This is a genomic window from Pseudomonas extremorientalis (assembly GCF_024584605.1).
Classification (GTDB): domain Bacteria; phylum Pseudomonadota; class Gammaproteobacteria; order Pseudomonadales; family Pseudomonadaceae; genus Aquipseudomonas; species Aquipseudomonas extremorientalis.
Window position 1 is genome coordinate 4,412,294 of record NZ_CP089519.1, and the last position, 16,806, is coordinate 4,429,099.

The 16,806-nt window shown below is 58.8% G+C and carries 14 protein-coding genes; 3 read left to right on the forward strand and 11 right to left on the reverse strand.

Going from position 1 to position 16,806, the window contains the following annotated elements; translation table 11 throughout:
* Positions 1-30: 30 nt before the first annotated feature.
* The 5 genes from LUU92_RS19835 to LUU92_RS19855 all read right to left on the reverse strand — a co-directional run bounded on the left by LUU92_RS19835 (position 31) and on the right by LUU92_RS19855 (position 6,376).
* Positions 31-1,752: a ShlB/FhaC/HecB family hemolysin secretion/activation protein gene (locus LUU92_RS19835; protein ID WP_257102537.1), complete on the reverse strand. Its 1,722-nt coding sequence runs from the start codon at positions 1,750-1,752 to the stop codon at positions 31-33.
* 183 nt (positions 1,753-1,935) lie between these two features.
* The gene (locus LUU92_RS19840; protein ID WP_102592320.1) at positions 1,936-2,715 is read right to left on the reverse strand and encodes an IclR family transcriptional regulator; all 780 of its coding nucleotides are present in this window, start codon (positions 2,713-2,715) and stop codon (positions 1,936-1,938) included.
* Between the two features lie 120 nt (positions 2,716-2,835).
* On the reverse strand, positions 2,836-4,152 hold the full coding sequence (locus LUU92_RS19845) for an MFS transporter (protein ID WP_058424970.1): 1,317 nt from the start codon (positions 4,150-4,152) through the stop codon (positions 2,836-2,838).
* 86 nt (positions 4,153-4,238) lie between these two features.
* Positions 4,239-5,438, reverse strand: coding sequence for a CaiB/BaiF CoA transferase family protein (locus tag LUU92_RS19850; protein ID WP_071490726.1), 1,200 nt, complete (start codon positions 5,436-5,438; stop codon positions 4,239-4,241).
* Positions 5,435-6,376 (reverse strand): hydroxymethylglutaryl-CoA lyase, encoded by a 942-nt coding sequence (locus LUU92_RS19855; RefSeq protein ID WP_071492792.1) that lies wholly within the window; start codon positions 6,374-6,376, stop codon positions 5,435-5,437. Before LUU92_RS19855 ends, LUU92_RS19850 begins: the two co-directional genes overlap by 4 nt.
* Before the next feature lie 328 nt (positions 6,377-6,704).
* Here LUU92_RS19855 and LUU92_RS19860 point away from each other — a divergent pair, with 328 nt between their 5' ends.
* Both LUU92_RS19860 and LUU92_RS19865 read left to right on the forward strand, forming a co-directional pair.
* Positions 6,705-7,631 carry an SMP-30/gluconolactonase/LRE family protein gene (locus tag LUU92_RS19860; protein WP_222540140.1) on the forward strand — a complete coding sequence of 309 codons (927 nt, stop codon included), beginning with the start codon at positions 6,705-6,707 and terminating at the stop codon, positions 7,629-7,631.
* A 108-nt stretch (positions 7,632-7,739) separates the two neighbouring features.
* Positions 7,740-9,026 carry a CitMHS family transporter gene (locus LUU92_RS19865; RefSeq protein ID WP_257102538.1) on the forward strand — a complete coding sequence of 429 codons (1,287 nt, stop codon included), beginning with the start codon at positions 7,740-7,742 and terminating at the stop codon, positions 9,024-9,026.
* An 86-nt stretch (positions 9,027-9,112) separates the two neighbouring features.
* Here the strand turns inward: LUU92_RS19865 and LUU92_RS19870 are convergent, their stop codons facing one another.
* Genes LUU92_RS19870 through LUU92_RS19880 form a run of 3 tightly spaced genes read right to left on the reverse strand, consistent with a single transcriptional unit; the run spans position 9,113 to position 11,578 of the window.
* Positions 9,113-9,781: a hypothetical protein gene (locus tag LUU92_RS19870; RefSeq protein WP_257102539.1), complete on the reverse strand. Its 669-nt coding sequence runs from the start codon at positions 9,779-9,781 to the stop codon at positions 9,113-9,115.
* Between the two features lie 3 nt (positions 9,782-9,784).
* On the reverse strand, positions 9,785-11,146 hold the full coding sequence (locus tag LUU92_RS19875) for a M48 family metallopeptidase (RefSeq protein WP_257102540.1): 1,362 nt from the start codon (positions 11,144-11,146) through the stop codon (positions 9,785-9,787).
* Positions 11,147-11,149: 3 nt separating this feature from the next.
* On the reverse strand, positions 11,150-11,578 hold the full coding sequence (locus tag LUU92_RS19880; protein ID WP_257102541.1) for a hypothetical protein: 429 nt from the start codon (positions 11,576-11,578) through the stop codon (positions 11,150-11,152).
* Between the two features lie 173 nt (positions 11,579-11,751).
* Between LUU92_RS19880 and LUU92_RS19885 the strand changes: the two genes are divergently transcribed.
* Positions 11,752-12,699, forward strand: a complete 948-nt coding sequence (locus tag LUU92_RS19885) for a helix-turn-helix transcriptional regulator (protein ID WP_092243278.1) — start codon at positions 11,752-11,754, stop codon at positions 12,697-12,699.
* An 891-nt stretch (positions 12,700-13,590) separates the two neighbouring features.
* On the opposite strand, the gene LUU92_RS19890 is transcribed toward LUU92_RS19885, so the two are convergent.
* The 3 genes from LUU92_RS19890 to LUU92_RS19900 form a co-directional block, all read right to left on the reverse strand.
* A complete protein-coding gene (locus tag LUU92_RS19890) occupies positions 13,591-13,989 on the reverse strand; it encodes a hypothetical protein (RefSeq protein ID WP_257102542.1) in 399 nt (132 codons plus the stop codon).
* Between the two features lie 189 nt (positions 13,990-14,178).
* The gene (locus tag LUU92_RS19895; protein WP_257102543.1) at positions 14,179-14,703 is read right to left on the reverse strand and encodes a hypothetical protein; all 525 of its coding nucleotides are present in this window, start codon (positions 14,701-14,703) and stop codon (positions 14,179-14,181) included.
* An 83-nt stretch (positions 14,704-14,786) separates the two neighbouring features.
* Positions 14,787-16,649, reverse strand: a complete 1,863-nt coding sequence (locus LUU92_RS19900; protein WP_257102544.1) for a hemagglutinin repeat-containing protein — start codon at positions 16,647-16,649, stop codon at positions 14,787-14,789.
* Between the last annotated feature and the right edge of the window lie 157 nt (positions 16,650-16,806).

Sequence of the window (16,806 nt, forward strand, 5' to 3'; positions counted from 1 at the left end):
ATGTCCCGATGCCCAAAGGGCGATAAAAAATTAAAGGAAGAAATCCATACGGAAGTAGATCGGCGCTTCACGTTCAGTGATTGGCCCCGGTCGTTCCAAAGAGTGTGCAAAGGTCACTGTGGCCGCGACGTTCTTGCCGCGTGCAAACAGTTCCAGGGAATTGCTGGTCATGCGCCCGTGCTGTTCGGCGTTGTAGCGGCCATGGCTGATCACGCCCTGGTCGTAGCCGAGGCTGGTGCCGTATTCGCTGAACACCGGCTGCATCCAGGCCCAGGTCACCGGGCGGCTCCAGCGCAGGTCGTTGCGCCAGTAGCCGCCGCTGTCGCCGGACAGGCTTTGATCCTTGTAGCCGCGAATCGAGGACTGCCCACCCAGGCTCATGCGTTGCGGGCTGAACAGCACGTCTTCGCTGCGTTGGCCGGTCATCAGGCTGCTGAAGCTGAATGACTCGCCCCACAACTTGAACGGGTACAGGTAGCTCAGGGTCGCGGTGTATTTGCGGTAGCGCGCATCCGCCTGGCCGGGTCGTGGGTTGTGGTTGGCCTGGGCGTCGAAAGCGCCAATGCCGTCCTGCATGCCCAGGTCGACATTGAGGAACGAGCCGCCGATGCGCCGGCCGTGGTTGATGCCAAACTGGGCTTCGCTGAGGCGGTTGCTGCTCAGGGCGAGCTTGCTGTCTTCGATGAAGTTGTTGGTGCGCAGGTAGGCCACGCCGGTGCTCAGAGAAGTCTTGCTCAGGGCGTCGCGGTGGACGACCCGCTCCAAGCGCAACTGGTGGCTCTGGCTGTCACCGGACTGCTTGAAGTTGAAGCCGCTGGCCTGGGCGAGGGAGCGGTATTCAGTCTCGCTGTAGCTGTAATTGAGGTTCCACCAGCCAAACGGCAGGTTGTAGTTGAGCATCGAGTTGCGCGAGGTCTTCTGGTGGTCGCTGACGGCATCGTGGCCGCCGCGCAGGGAGAGTTGGTCAGCCAGACCGAGAGGGTTATCCCAATCCAGGCTGGCGCCCCACTGCTGCTCGCCAGTGGCGCGCTGGCCGCCGTTGTGACGCGACAGGCCGACGCGCCAGGGTTTCTGCGGGGTATTTTTGACCAGCACTTCGCTGCCGCCTACTTCTTTGCCGGGAGCCAACTCCATCTGGGCCTGGTTCGAGGGCAGACGATTCAGTTGATCCACCATCTGCTCGATTTCACGCAGGTTGAGCAATTCACCCTTTTTGCCTGGAAAACTCATCGCGAGTTGCCGGTCGGTGATGCCGCTGCCCTGCTCGCCCTTCAATCCTTCGAGCCTGCCTTCGACTACCTGGATCTTGAGCACGCCGCTGGAGAGGTCTTGTTGCGGCAGGTAGGCACGGCTGGTGACCAGTCCTTTGGCCAGGTAGTGGTCGGTGATGAGCTTAAGCACCTCATTGAGTTGCGGTACGCCCAGGCATTGCCCGATGTAGGGCTGGATCAGCGCGTTGCGTTCGCGTTCAGACAGCGCGTCGGCACCGGTGAGTTCGATGGCCTTGATGGCGAAGCAGCGGGTGTCAGCAGGCGCCGTCGGTTTGGCAGGAGCGACGGCTTTGCCGGGCAGGTCCTTGAGTTCGTCGAGGCGGCGTTGTTGCTCTTGAAGCAGACGATCCTGGCGATCACGGATCAGATCAGTGACGCCCGGGGTGCTCTGCGGGGTCGCGCCTTGAGCCGTCCCGGCGAAGCCCAGGCAAAAACAAGCGGACAGCAGGCCAAGCCTGGTCCGGCGTACCAAACGCCACATTTCTAGATCCCTCTATATGGCGTAGTGCCATCAATGAGCGGCGATCTTAAGATGGCGATATAGTGGCGTCAATTAAATGTACAACTTTGTACCACTACCGACTCCAAGAGAATGGGTATTGCCGGCCTTGGGTGGGCCGACTGCTGCCTCTCACAACATCGGCCCTAAGCGGTCGCTCGCCGGTTAACGACGGACCATCGATTCGCCCAGACGTGTCAGAGCTGCACGTAGTTCTCGGTCATTACCTCCGAGCGCATTGCTGGCGATGGCTGCGTTTCTCAACAGGATCGACGCCGCATGTTCGATGTGTTCCTTGAGCAGACGGTCGGACGGACCGGACAAGGTCAGCGCCCCTTTCAACTCATGGCCCATGGCAAACACCGGCACTGATACGGCGGTAGTTTCCGGGTCCCGCTCGCCGAAGGAACAGGCCCAGAAGCGTTCGCGGACCTCGGTCAATGCAGGCTCCGCATCGCGGGAAAAGGCCCGAAGGATCTTGCCTGACGCTCCGGCCTGCAACGGAAAGCGCGCGCCTTCCAGCACCGAAACCCGCACCGCACGCTTGGGCTCGACCCGAAACAACACGACGCGGCTGCCGTTTTCCAGCACGTAGAACGAAGAGGTTTCACCGCTTTCCTCAGTGATCGACTCCAGCAAGGGGTGAATCACGTCGCGCAGTCGGAACGAGGTCTGGTACAGCTGCGACAACCGCAGAGGCTCAGGGCCGACCGAGTAACGACCATCGGTGAGGCGACGGACGAACCCGGCTTTTTCCAGCGAGGCGATCAGGCGCAGGATGGTGCTTTTGTACAACCCCGTCCGCCGCGCGATTTCGGCCAGGGCCAGACAGTCCTGCTCGATGCTGAAGGCCGACAAAATGGCAAATGCGCGGTCGACGGCAGCCACGCCGCCTTCGGCATTGGCGGCCTGGTCGGAAAGGTTTTTTTCAGATTCGGTAGTCATAGACACTCATTGTCGATTCGTCGCTCGCAGGCGGCGGATGATTCGCAAACCACCCCGCCAACCCGCAAGACAATATCAGAGCCGCCCGATCCCTTCTGAAAAAAGTGCAGCCGCTGCTCACTACTCGCGCAGGAAGAAGCGAAGCGAGACGACCATTGCTGCGGCAACGAACATGATGCAGCCCATGACCATCAGACCTGCGGTGAACGACCCGGTGTAGTCCTTCAAAAAGCCCATCAGGTAAGGCCCGACAAACCCGCCAAACGCGCCAATGGAATTGATCAGTGCGATTCCACCCGCTGCGGCTTGCCCGCGCAGGAACTTGCCCGGCAAAGTGTAGAAAATCGTCTTGCCAGCGATCGTGCCGATCAGCGCTAAAGTAATCCCTGCCAGTGCCGGAACCAGCGCGTCCATTCGCAGCGCCAGGATTAACGCAAAGCCTGCCAGCAGCATGGCCACGGTCAGGTTGAAAATGCCTTTGCCGGTACGGTCCACATGTTTGGCCCAGATCAGTAGCGCTACAGTGGCAAAGAAGTACGGAATGGCCGCAACCCAGCCGATCATGCTGACTTCGACACCATGGGCCTTGAGCATCTGCGGCAACCAGATACCGATGCCGTAGGAGCCCAGGGTGAAGCTGAAGGTGATCGAGCTGAGAATCCACACGCGTGGGTCTTTGAGTGCGGCCTTGAAGCCATGGCTGTGCTGCCCCTTGCTCTGCTCTTCGGCGAGCATGCCGGTCAGCACATGGCGTTCTTCGGCGGTCAGCCATTTGGCCTCGGCCGGGTGGTTGGTCAGCACCTTCAAGGTAATCAAACCGAGGATGCACGCTGGCACCCCTTCGATGAGAAACATCCATTGCCAACCCGCAAGCCCGAGCAAACCGTGCATCTGCAACAGCCAGATCGACAGCGGCCCACCCACCAGAAACGAGATCGGCGTGGCCACGGTAAACCAGGCCAACACCCGCGTGCGGTATTGCGCGGGGAACCACAGGGTAAGGAAGAAAATCACGCCGGGAAAGAAGCCGGCTTCAGCGATGCCGAGGATCAAGCGCACAATATAAAAGCTGTACGGCCCGACGATCATCGCGGTGGCAGCAGCGGCCAGGCCCCAAGTGATCATGATCCGCGCCATCCACAGGCGGGCGCCGAAACGGTACATCGCCAGATTGCTCGGCACTTCGCACAGGCAGTAGCCGAAGAACATGATGCCCGCGCCAAGGCCGAACTGCGTGGCGGTCAGGCCCAACTGCTCGGTCATCTGCAACGCGGCGTAGCCGACGCTGGTGCGGTCCAGGTAATTGAAGAAATACGCCAGCGCGAGCAAGGGGATCAAGCGCCAGGCGGCCTTGTGCAGGACGCGGGTCTGTTCGGCATCCAGGGAGCGCACGCTGCTGATATCGCTGCTGTGCGGGGGTGTCGTGACGATGGCCATGACGGGTTTCCTCAGCATTTATTTTTATAAGGCTGACGGCGGGAATGTCCGTCAGCTACAGGAATCAGGAATCCCTTCCAGCGGTATCAGCGAACGATGCCACGCCCGCGCAACGCTTCGATGTCACCCGACGCGTAGCCCATTTCTTCGAGCAGCTCGGCAGAGTGACTGCCCATTTGCGGCACATTGAGGCGGGTATTGAAGCGACGACCATTCATCTCGAACGGCAGCATTGGCACCTTGACCGCGTCGCCATTCTCCAGCGTCAGATGGGCCAGCCCACCCGACTCGTTCAGGTGCCGGTCCTCGAACAGGTCCTGCGGCCGCTGGATCGGCGAAAACGGCAGGCCCGTCTGCTCGCACAGGTCCATGACCTCCTGCTTGCTCATTTGCGCCAGACGCTCGCGGACCTGCGGCAGAATCCTCGCCCGGGCCTGCACGCGCTGGGTGTTTTTCGCCAGTCCAGGGTCGCGCCCCAGCTCTGTAAAGCCAAAACCCTGGCAGAAATTGACCCACTGGCTGTCGCTCACCACGCCCATGAACACCTGCTCATCGCCCAGGGTATTGAACACGTCGTAGATCGCCCAGGCTGACAAACGACTGGGCATCGGCGCGGCAGGCTTGCCAGTGGTTGCCATCTGCATCATGTGTTGCCCCACCAGAAACGCTGAGTTCTCGAACAGCCCGGTCTGCACGAACTGCCCTTCCCCGGTGTTTTTGCGTTGCCACAGCGCCGCCAGAATCGAGATGGCGCTGAACATACCGCCCATTACGTCATTGACCGAGGCACCGGCGCGTAGCGGGCGGCCTTCGGGACCCGTCATGTAGGCCAGGCCCGTCATCATCTGCACCACCTCGTCCAGCGCAGTGCGATGTTCATACGGCCCCGGCAGAAAGCCTTTCATCGAGCTGTAGATGATGTCCGGCTTGATCGCCTTGACCTGCTCGTAGCCCAGGCCGAGCTTGTCCATGGCGCCGGGACGAAAGTTCTCGGTGACCACATCGGCGCTTTCGATCAGCTTGCGCACCGCGGCCATGCCTTCCTCGGTCTTGATGTCGACCGCGAAGCTTTTCTTGTTGCGGTTGTAGGTCATCCAGTAGCCAGCGCCGGAGCCGGTCAGGCGACGCGTGTTGTCACCCTCGGGCGTCGGCTCGACCTTGATCACTTCAGCGCCGAGGTCAGCCAGCACCAGCCCACAGGTCGGGCCCATGACCATGTGCACGAACTCGACCACGCGCACGCCTGCCAGCGGCAGCGCCTGAAGGTTCCGATTGAGCAGGCTCATCGCGCACCTCCGGCGTAATGGAAATTCTTGCCGACGCCTGCGTCAGGGATGAAGCCATACAGCGGCTCTCCTGGCAGGCCCTGTTTCAGCCAGGCGCGAGCGGCCACCAGCTTGTCGATGTCCACGCCGGTGCGCAGGCCCATGGACTCGAGCAGGTAGACCAGATCCTCGGTCACGATATTGCCCGACGCCCCCGGCGCATACGGGCAACCGCCGATACCGCCCTGAGAGGCATCGATGGTGGTGACGCCAACATCCAGCGCCGCGACCACATTGGCCAGGCCCTGCCCACGGGTATTGTGAAAATGCGCGCTGCCGGCCTTGCTGCCGATCTCGTTGCGCAGACGGGTGAACACGCGACGCACCTGCGCCGGATTGGCGTACCCCACAGTGTCGGCGAGCCCGACTTCATCGACGCCCAGCTCGACCATCGTAAGGGCCATGCGCAGCACGTCGTCCTCGGGCACCTCGCCCTGAATCGTGCAACCGAACACCGTCGACAGCCCGGCCTCGACCTCGACGTGCGGGAAGCGCTCGTTGCGCAGGGCCATCACCGTGCGCACTTCGTCGTAGACCTGTTGATGGGTCTTGCGGATGTTGGCCAGTGAATGGGGCTCGCTGACGGAAATGGGCAGGGTGATCTTTTGTACGCCCGCGTTGAACGCTGCCTCGGCGCCCTTGAGGTTCGGCACCAGCGCGGTAACGAACACGTCCGAACGCTGACGCATGTGCGCCACCAACTCGGCGGCATCGGCCATTTGCGGCAGCAGTCTGGGGGACACGAACGAGCCGACCTCGATCTCTTTCAAGCCCGCGTCGGCCAGGGCCGTCAGCCATTGAAGCTTGAGCGCAGTGGGCATGGTCGCGCTAATGCTTTGCAGGCCATCACGGGGGCCGACCTCGCTGATCAGGATGTCCAGGTTGTTATTAGAGTTCATCGCCGGGTCTCCGGGTGGTGGAATGCAATAGTTCTATCTGACAGAACACTGTTCTGAAATAATCATGAGCCGACAAAATCCCACTGTCAACGCCTCTCATCCCGAGCGATGCGTCAGGGCGCTCCCGAGAGCGTTGGGAGTGCCTGGTGATGAATGGCGAAATGAAAAACAGACAATCCCGGTGGGTTGACAGCTGAAAAAATAAAGTCGAACCTTGTTCTATCTGCAAACACAACGTTCTGTCAGATAGAACAAAAACAATAAGGCGAAAAGGTCTCGTCACCAGCAAGATCGGTGCTTTCCGTTCGCCCCCGTAGGAGCTGATCCTGTGAGCCTGTATGCCCCGCCTCGCGATTTGTCGACCCGCGTGTTCACCACGCTGCCCGAAGAATTCTGGAAAGACGGCGACTCCGACTGGGTACGCGCCAACAAACCAGGGCAGAAGGTCAAAAGCTTTCTCGAAGGGCCGTCCTTCGACCGGGACGGCAACCTGTACGTCACCGACATTCCCTACGGCCGCATCCTGCGCATCGACCCTCAAGGCCACTGGACGTTGATCGCCGAGTACGATGGCTGGCCCAACGGTTTGAAAATCCACCGCGACGGGCGGATTTTCATCGCCGATTACAAGCAAGGGCTCCTGACGCTCGTTCCGCACACCGGCGCGGTGACACCGTTCCTCACTCACAGTCGCAGCGAAGGCTTCAAGGGTGTCAACGACCTATTCTTCGATGCCGGCGGCAAGCTGTACTTCACCGATCAGGGCCAGACCGGGCAGCAGGACCCGACCGGTCGCGTCTACGCCTATGATCTGGAAAAGCAGACCCTCACGCGTCTGATCGACAACGGCCCGAGCCCCAACGGCCTTGTCATGGACCTCGCGCAGAACGCGCTCTTCGTGGCGATGACTCGGGGCAACGCTGTCTGGCGCCTGCCGATCCAACGCGACGGCGGCACCAGCAAGGCGGGCATTTTCACCGCCATGGCCGGGGGCGTCAGTGGCGCCGACGGTATGGCGCTGGACAGCGAAGGCAATCTGTATGTGTGCGATGCCGGTAACGGCTGCGTCTGGGTGTTCGACCCTCACGCCGTGCCGCTGTACCGCATCCGCTCGTGCACCCAAGGCCGCACCCTGACCAACCTGGCGTTCGGTGGCGAGGGCAATCGGCAATTGTTCATCACCGACTCTTCTACCGGTTCCATCCTGGTCGCCGACCTGCCCCACAGCGGCCAGCCGATGTTCTCGCACCACTAAACCCGCAACACGCTGAATCCTGTGCGCCTGCTGCACCGGCTTCGTTCGGCCCGAAGAACGCGAGCCGTCCCGCGCTCGCCCCCTACAAAACCAATAAAAGGGATGCCCATGTTGATCTTTCTGAGCTACGCCATGATCGTCTGCTTCATGTACCTGATCATGAGCAAGCGCCTTTCACCGCTGGTGGCGCTGCTGCTGGTGCCGATCCTCTTCGGTTGCCTCGGCGGTTTCGCCACGCAACTGGGCGGCATGATGTACGACGGCGTGAAGATGCTCGCCCCCACCGGCATCATGTTGACCTTCGCGATCCTGTATTTCTGCATGATGACCGACGCCGGTCTGTTCAACCCGCTGATCAAGGTGCTGTTGCGGCTGGTCAAGGGCGATCCGCGCAAGATCGTTGTCGGCACCGCCGTGCTGGGGTTGTGCGTTGGCCTGGACGGCGACGGCGCAACCACGTACATCATCGCCACAGCAGCTTTTTTGCCGCTGTATCGTCTGACCGGCATTCGTTTGCAGGTCATGGCCACCGTGCTACTGCTGGCCATCGGGGTGATGAACATCCTGCCGTGGGCCGGGCCGTTTTCGCGAGCGGCCAGTGCCATGCACGTCGACATCACCGAGCTGTTTTTACAGATGGTTCCCATCATGATTGCTGGCGGTGTATGGGTGATTTTTGCCGCCTGGTGGCTAGGTCGAATGGAATACCGCCGTTTGGGTATTGTCAGCGTCAGCGAAGACAAGGTGCTCGAAGGCTACGCACACGTTCGCCTGAGCGACCCGAAATTTCTGTTCAATGTGGTCCTGACGGTCGCCCTCATCAGCTCGATGATGCTCAGCCTGATGCCGCTGCCGATCCTGTTCATGGTCGCCTTCGGCCTGGGTTGCCTGATCAACTACCCGACGCTCAAACAGCAGAAGGAAGTCATCGGTCGGCACGCCGACAATGTGTTGGCCGTGACCCTGCTGATTTTTGCGGCGGGCATCTTCGTCGGCATCATGGGCGGCACCGGGATGATCAAGGCTATCTCCGATAACCTGATCGCCATCCTGCCAGAGCAGGCTGGCCACGGCATGTCAGTCATCACCGCGCTGCTCAGCATGCCGTTCACCTACGTCCTGACCAACGACGCGTTCTATTTTGGAGTGCTGCCCATCCTCGCCGAAACCGCTGCCCACTACGGCATCGGCCCCCACGAAATGGCCATCGCCTCGTTGATCGGCCAGCCAGTGCACCTGCTCAGCCCGCTGGTGGCCTCCACTTACCTACTGTGCGGGCTGCTGGACATTGACTATGGCGATAACCAGCGGGTCTCGCTGAAGTGGACCTTAGGCACCGTGCTGGTGATGTTGATCGCGGCCATCGCAACTGGCGCGATCACGGTCATAAACTGAATGCTCAACAGGTTGATTTGCGGATCTGGATGTCAATGCAGCGAGGCAATTTCAACAACCCTGAACCGGCTCTACCGTACAACCGCTCAGGAATCGCGCTGAGTGCCCTGGCGCAGCGCATCAAGATGTTGTTGGGCCTGGGCGGCTTGGCAATAGGCGTTGAGGATGCCTGCGATCTGGTCGTCATCCAGGGTATGGCCCTCATGCATCAGGCCGGCGGATTGAATCAGGATCTGCGGCTGGGGTTTGTTCAGGGCCAGCGCCTGGTTGCCGAACAGCTGTCGCGTGGCGCGATGCACAGGCAGGGGCGCACCGGGTCGCAAAATCAGTTTCTGTACCGTCAGCCAGCCTTCCTCACTGACGCTGACGTCGGCAATTTCGACGAGATCGACCGGCGCACTCAAGGTGTCCACAAACAACTGGCGGCGGGTCAGGCGCATAAAGGTATGTTGCCCGGCGTTGCGGTGCTGCCAAGTGAGCAGTACGAACACCACGGCCATCACCGCGGCACACACGGCCAAGCCGTTGTAACCTCGGTGCAGCCCGAAGCCCAGCAAGCCCAGGGCAATCAGCAAAAACAGCGGACCGCGCACCTTGTAACGGCGCGAATTGGTGAATTCGGTCTGCTCGGGCACGCGATGGATGACCTGCTCGAGTTCGGCGATCGCACGCTCGCGCTGAGCTTCGCGGGAGTCGGCATATTCCTGACTGAGTGTGCTGGCGAGATCCGACAGCGGATCGGAGGGTTGGGTCATGGGTCATTCTCCTTGAGCGATTGATATAGGCGGTGATACAGGCAGCCCGACATCGGAGGACGATGCATGGGTGAGTTGGCTGAACCAGTGGCGGTCGTGCTCGGTAGGCACGCGAGTGGCCTGGGCCAGCAGGTCGTCATCCAGTCGCACGCCCAGTTGCTGCATGCGCAGTGATGTCGGCGGGTGCGTATCGAACGGGTGCGCGATGGCATGGTCCAGCGCTGCCTTGTCCAAGCGCAGCGGTGTATGAAGCAGGTGGTCGGCAAGGGCCTGGATCAGGTTCGGGTGGCGCTCGGTGAGCAGCGTGTGGATCTCACCGTCGAGCGCGATGACCCGTAACAGTGCCTGGCAGAATAAGCGCTCGCCGCCGATGTTGCCGCCCACCCTATCTGCGACCAATTCCTGGGCGCGGCCCCAGTGGTGCACCGCCAGTTGAAAGTGGTGCAGGAAACGCTGCGTCATCCAGATTGCCGGGCGCTCGACCCACGCCGGGTCGGCATCCCCAGCGCTGATATACGAAAAGTGCAGGCACATCAGGCTGAAATGCGCCCCGATCTCGCTGCCCCGTTCGGTGTCGCGACTGCTGAAATGGCCCAGCTCATGGCCGATGATCGACGCCGCTTCGGCCTGGCTCAGGCTCGAGAGGTAGGTCAGCGGCAAGTAAAGGGTGCGCCCGCTGAGCACGTCACCGGCGGGCTGCAGCGCGACATCGACGCTGGTGACGAAAAACGCCTGGTCGATGCCCACCACGATATGGTCGGGCACCGGCGCACCGGCCGTATTGGCCAGTTGCTCAACCCACGCCCATAAGGCCGGTGCCTTGGCGCGCCCCAGGGTTTGGCCCAGAAACGCCGAGGAAGGCCGGTCCAAGGCGTGCCATTGCCGGCGCAACCGCTCAATCAACAGACAGCCTGTCCAGAGCACGGTAATCACTGGCACCGCCACCAACAGCATGAACCAGCCGCCGGCCTTGAAGTGGCTCCAGCCCCAGCTCAGTTCATACAGCAGGCACAGCGCCAGCGCGCAGACCAGCAGCCCGGTGTAGGCCACCAACCAGTGGCCCAGAGCACGCCAGCAGAGGAACAGACGGCCGTAGAGAAAGTCCTTGGATTGCCGCGCGCGCCATGCGTCCAGCCGCATCTTGAGCCATGTTGAGAGCCCGGCCACCAACGCGGCGATGGCCAGCCAGTACGCCAACCCCGCCAGGGCCTGACGCACACGCAGCCAGGCGTAGTCGCCGTCGATACTTTGCGCGTCCCGCAGCACTTCATCGGCGCGCCAGCTCTGCAGACTGGCCCACCCCATCAGGGCCAGCGGCAGTACCAGTATCGTCAGCGCCCACGACCACCGTGCGAATCGACCCACTGCTCAGTTGGCCTGCAAATAATCGGTCAGGAATGCCTGCGCATTGCCTTGGCTGGACAGGAACTCGTCATAGCCAACGTTCAACGCTTGAGCTTCGCCGGGCAAGTACAGCTCGCCCCAGCCTTGACGCAGCACCAGCACGACGAACTTCTGGCCGTCCACGGTGGTGGAATAGCGGGTGTCCTTGCCGGTCTTTTCCACGGCCATTTTCTGGATCTTCATGTTCCAGTCGTGGTCCACGCCCTCTACCTGCACCAGCGCCAGATTGTCACTGCGCGTGCCGATGCGCAGGGTCCAGACTTTCACGCCGCCTTCGCCGGCATAGGCCAGCACTTTTTCCGCGACTTCCGGGCGGTTGTCAGCCTGGGCGATCCCCACGATCACGGCCAGAACCAGGCCCAGCAGCGCTGCCCACTTGCGATATATCAACATTTACGGTTTCCTCGACAGTTCAAAGCCGACCATTGAAATCAACGCGCCGACGCCTGCCAAGCGGCACGGCCGTGGCGCACAACAATAAGGCCGTGACTCACAACAACTGATCGGGCTGCCCGATGTCGATATCATGCAACGCTGCCCACCCGCTCTGACGGACGCTTTTGCCAATGGACCGCCGCAACCCCTATCTGGACACCCACTTCTGCTTCGATCACCCAGAGGCCCTGGACCAGGCCGGTGTATTCGATGACAGCGCGCAGCAGGTCATGGGCAGCGCGATCGGCCATTACCGTGCGCAGACGGTGCGGCCGCACCTGCAGTATTTCGACTGCGATCTGCAGTTCCCCGAACCGTTACGCATCCACAAGGTGCTGCCCGACAGCGTGTGCATCGTGCAGGTACTGGGTGGGCAATGGCAGCATCGGGTAGACGGCCGGCTAAATGAATACACCCCCGGCGCGCCCCATGTGCTGGGCTTGAGCGAAAGCATGGAAGCCATGGACCAGATGCCTGCCGGCAGCCGTGCGCGCATGGCCGGGCTGCGCATCGGCGGCGACTACCTGCGCCAATTGGCCGAAGAAGACCCGTCACTGCAATCGCTGGCCAGGCTGCTCGACGATGGCATGCACTTTTCAGAACTGCACGGCTGTCGCGCCGTCGGGCGTTTGTTCGAGCGCCTTTATCACTCGCCCTACCAGGGGGCGTTGGAACGGCTGAACCAGGAAAGCCTGAGCCTGGCCGTGCTGGTCGAGCTGGCCACGCACCTGGCGCCACAACCGGCCAAGCCCACGGCCCCGTTGCGCAGCCATTCGGACCTGGCACATGAAGCACGCTTCAAGCTCGACGCAAACCTGATGAAACCACCCGGCACGCTGGCGCTGGCACGGGAACTGGGCGTGGGTGAAACCACCCTCAGACGTGCCTTCAGCCGGGTGTACGGCCAATCGATGCTCGATTATGTGCGCCAGCAGCGCCTGGAGTTGGCGCGCACCCTGCTGCGCCAGCGCAAATGGCACGTGGCGCAGATTGCCCACCGCCTGGGGTACGCCAACCCTGCCAACTTCAACCACGCCTACAAGGCGTATTTCGGTCATCCGCCAGGGGCTGAATCATGACGTTCGCTACGCCGACTCTGCCGTCTTTGGTTGAAACCACTGCAGCGACTTTCATGGGGCTTCCCTCTGAATCGTAGGATTAGAGACGGCTTCATGCTGGTCACGCTGTGCGCTTTGATCCCCCCAGAGAAATCCAAGGCAAAAAAAAGCCTGCATCTCTGCAGGCTTCTCTTTATGTCGCTATCTGGCTCCACGACCTGGACTCGAACCAGGGACCCAATGATTAACAGTCATTTGCTACCGACTAGTCACAACTGGGCCACGAAAAACGTGCTGGAGAAATAGAATCGCTGCATAGCGTGAGTACGCGAATACGTCACGCCACGAAAGTTAGTCGGGTTGGGTTGGCTTGTCAAAGCGTGGCAAAACAATGACCTGTAGGAAAAGGAGGCGTCCTCTGTCAGCTACCGAGCAATCTTCATGCCTCACTTAACTTCCTGACCAACGTAGCCGCCATTAGCTTCAACGTTCTGCTCTCTGCCTCAAATCCTTCATCTAGAGCGCGTAAGACCTGCGCCCTGTCATGAATGTAGCCAGCCAAAAAAACTGACTCAATTGATTCAATTGCATGAATGACAACCGACTCCTCTCCAGCTTTTAGAAGCGTTAGCAAAACACGCAACGCCCGCTCATCATTCGAGTCACCGAGAGACTCCGCGCACCGACCTCGCCAGACTTCAGACTTCGCCAGAAGAGTAGATTCAAGTTCGTCCCAGCTTGAATTATCAAACTGAGAGATCTTGGAGGCCGCGACATCAATTCCTACATCCGACCAGTAATCTTCTGACCCTATTGAATCCAGCAAAAATTCATATTCCCCAAACACACTTCACCTACAAAACCTGAGAAAAAACAAAGACAAAGTGGCGACTTTAAATTCTCAGCGATCACTCAGGGTTCAACAACCATGCTATTTACAAACCTTAAACCCTGCTCATCACGAACGGCATATACGCTCTCATATTGAAAAGAGAGTACAAATCTCAGTTCTGTTTCTATTGAAAGCCCAACAAGAAAATCCTGAATGTCTTTTGAGCTCTCAGATAAAGATCTGATTGGCGCATGAAACGCACCTCGCACACTTACTTTCCAGCTAGCCTCTACGCCTTCGGCAGCAACATCATCATGAGGAAAAACACGGCGAAACGCAAAATAGCAATTTGAACAATCAAAATTCCCAGTCAAATATTCCTGTTCAATTGTATACCCGCCCGCCAGCTTGGATATCACCGCGGAAATCGCATCAAATGAAATGCCTTCCTCAATCTCAACACTCATGGTAATGGTCATTTTTAAGCCTCTATTATTCTGCTGGCGCCAAGCAGATCTTTCCCGGTGATCCGGCTCAGATCGATACCGGTGATCAAGGATCCCTCAGGGTCTGACCCCATTTACTGCGCGGGGTCTTACTGCGCGGGGTCTGCCCGCGTTTATACTCTTTATTTGATCGCCCCAGCATACTTGGTTCCAAATTTACTTCTATTGAAACGACCAGTCATGCACCGATATCAATTCGATCTTCTGATTAGACTCATACTCCAAGGGTGCTCTATAGTCGGTAATAAAGCTAATCCCCTCTATATATTCACCATTTTCAATAATCAGAAACTCATCATCCACTTCATTAAAATCCAACTCGTAAAAATCCTCAAGCAGCAGTAGGTCACTGCCAGGCATAACCACTTTAAACTTCCCTTGATAGCCTCTACCAACCACTATCCTATATAGCTTATTGCCCTCCCCAAAATCCAATGAAACCCAGTCATTCCGATAGCTGAAAGACTCCACGACTGCACCTATACCGATGGCGGAGCCCACCGCCGTTCGAACGCCAATCCAAACTGAACTTTCGAGCAAAATTTTATTAAGAGCGGAGTTTGAGTCGTACCACTCCACAGCGCCAATTTTTTCCTGAACACAGGAAAAATCTTCGCCCAAATAAAAACCAGCCGCACTCAAGCCAGGACTCAACTCAGCCATAAGATCAGGAACTAATAAAGTCATTCACCATCACTCCCAGTTTTTCCATTCCCCAGCTTCATATTTTAACCGACTTCCCTGCTTATCATGATACTGCTGATAGCTGGTTATCGTTCCAGGCTTGAAACCTGTAAGGTACTGGTCGTCCGCACTATCAACATCAAGGGTGACAATGTCGCTTGTTGCGCGTTTTGCTCACCCTCAGTGACCACTGGTGTCTTGATGACCAAAGACCCGGCAGCGGACGACATATACTCATCCACCATCGGCCCAACGTCTGCCTGCGTCTTTTTCAGCACAACATCGTTGACGTGCATGATGTTGTCGAGCTGCGCGAGCACGCCCTGCTGAAAGCCCGGATCTCTCATCATTGCCATGGCATCGGCACGGCTCTTGCCAGAAAGAATCAACGCTTCAAGAGTATTTTCCGCCAAGTCCTTGCCGCCAATGGCAAGAGCGCCCGCATCCATCTTGCGACCAAGAGCAGCCTCCACCTTATTGATAATGGCGTTCATGCCAGTGCTGGCTGCGTCCCAGTTCTCCTTGGATTTCTTGTCGTAGTTGTACACGCCCAAGGCCAGTTTCTTGGCCGTATCGACAGGATGGAGTGCATCCTCGACCGATGAACTGCTGACGTAGAGATCTGTACGCGACTCTTTGTCTTGAGTGACCTCATAGGCTTTGCTGACATCACGATTCAGACCGGCCGTTGAGTCAGCCCCTGTCTCGGCATCATTGCGCACGACAATGTCACCCGCCCCCACGGTGGCACGAACAGCTTGTTCTCGCTCTTTATCGTACTTCCAACCGCTGATACTTGCGCTGGTCTCGCCTTCTTTGCCTTTACCAACCTGAGTCGGATCCTGGGTCGTGGCTGTCTTGCTGTTAGCTGACGTGAAAGTACCGCCGACGCTCAGATAGTAGCCGTGTTCTTTGTCTTCTCCCGCAATATCACTGAAACCGAGGGTACGGGTGTCCAGCTTTAGGTTGCCGGTATCCGAGGCAATCAGCGCTCCATCGATTTGAGTGTGATTCTCCGTGCGGATGTCCACTTTGTCCTTGGCAGTAATCCGCGTCTGGTCTTCGACCCAATTGGTCTTGCCGCTGGTCTGGCCAAAGCCGACTGAACCGCTGACACCGGCTCCCGGGCCAATGGTAACGGTCGCATTGATGTCGAACTCTTTACCTTTGACCTTCCCCGTGTCTGCCACCGAGGCGACATTAAGGTCACCTCCAACACGGCCAACGACTTCATCACCGCGTAAAGTGGCACCCGCAATGTTGGTGTCCTTGCCGCTGGTGAAGCCTAGGCGATCACCGGCATAGAGATAGGCATCTTGTTGGCGCTTACTATCACGCTCCAGGTTGCCCTTTCCGAGACTGACACTAGCGTAGACGCCAAAGCCCTCGGAACCAATTGTAATGCCGACTTCCCCCCCGCCGCTGCTTCGATTGCTGTCGTTGGTAGCACCGTTCTGTTCAGAACGGATATTCAAGTCATTTCCTGCCTTGAGGTCGATATCGCGGCCAGCTTTGGCTTGCGTCCCTATCAGGTTCAGATCATTGCTGGCATCAAGATTGATCGCACGACCGGCATCCAGATTGGTGGCAGTAGCGGACTCACGATTACGGTCTTCATTGGCTACGCCATGACTGCCGCCCACGCCCACCTTGATACCACCGCTGGAGCCGCCATGAATTCCGCCCCAGCTCTGGCTTTGGGTGTTTTCCTGGCTGACACCGCCTTTAGCAACATCGAGTGTGACATCGCGACCTTTGATGTTGATGTCGCGACCCGCACCCACTTGGCTGCCCTTGATCGTGACATCGTTACCGGCCGACAGATCGACGTCGTTACCCGCCTTGAGGGTTGATGAACGATTAGTTTGCTCAACAACCTGCTCGCTGGAACTCTGCTTGCTGTTACCAAATTTGGCATCGCCTGTCGGGCCATTTATAAACTGGCCCATGGCATCCAATGCCTTCAGCGTACTGGACCCCTTACTGACGTTATCCTCCCCTTTCCCCGCCCCGCTCCCTCTGAATCGTAGGATTAGAGACGGCTTCATGCTGGTCACGCTGTGCGCTTTGATCAACCTCAGAGAAATCCAAGGCAAAAAAAAGCCT

What these genes read in the sequence shown, in the direction of transcription:
- LUU92_RS19855 (WP_071492792.1), bottom strand. Translation starts at nt 6,376, where the DNA reads ATGAACTCTAATAACAACCTGGACATCCTGATCAGCGAGGTCGGCCCC.
- LUU92_RS19885 (WP_092243278.1), top strand. Translation starts at nt 11,752, where the DNA reads ATGGACCGCCGCAACCCCTATCTGGACACCCACTTCTGCTTCGATCAC.
- LUU92_RS19870 (WP_257102539.1), bottom strand. Translation starts at nt 9,781, where the DNA reads ATGACCCAACCCTCCGATCCGCTGTCGGATCTCGCCAGCACACTCAGT.
- LUU92_RS19895 (WP_257102543.1), bottom strand. Translation starts at nt 14,703, where the DNA reads ATGACTTTATTAGTTCCTGATCTTATGGCTGAGTTGAGTCCTGGCTTG.
- LUU92_RS19900 (WP_257102544.1), bottom strand. Translation starts at nt 16,649, where the DNA reads ATGGGCCAGTTTATAAATGGCCCGACAGGCGATGCCAAATTTGGTAAC.
- LUU92_RS19880 (WP_257102541.1), bottom strand. Translation starts at nt 11,578, where the DNA reads ATGTTGATATATCGCAAGTGGGCAGCGCTGCTGGGCCTGGTTCTGGCC.
- LUU92_RS19840 (WP_102592320.1), bottom strand. Translation starts at nt 2,715, where the DNA reads ATGACTACCGAATCTGAAAAAAACCTTTCCGACCAGGCCGCCAATGCC.
- LUU92_RS19835 (WP_257102537.1), bottom strand. Translation starts at nt 1,752, where the DNA reads ATGTGGCGTTTGGTACGCCGGACCAGGCTTGGCCTGCTGTCCGCTTGT.
- LUU92_RS19850 (WP_071490726.1), bottom strand. Translation starts at nt 5,438, where the DNA reads ATGAGCCTGCTCAATCGGAACCTTCAGGCGCTGCCGCTGGCAGGCGTG.
- LUU92_RS19890 (WP_257102542.1), bottom strand. Translation starts at nt 13,989, where the DNA reads ATGACCATTACCATGAGTGTTGAGATTGAGGAAGGCATTTCATTTGAT.
- LUU92_RS19845 (WP_058424970.1), bottom strand. Translation starts at nt 4,152, where the DNA reads ATGGCCATCGTCACGACACCCCCGCACAGCAGCGATATCAGCAGCGTG.
- LUU92_RS19865 (WP_257102538.1), top strand. Translation starts at nt 7,740, where the DNA reads ATGTTGATCTTTCTGAGCTACGCCATGATCGTCTGCTTCATGTACCTG.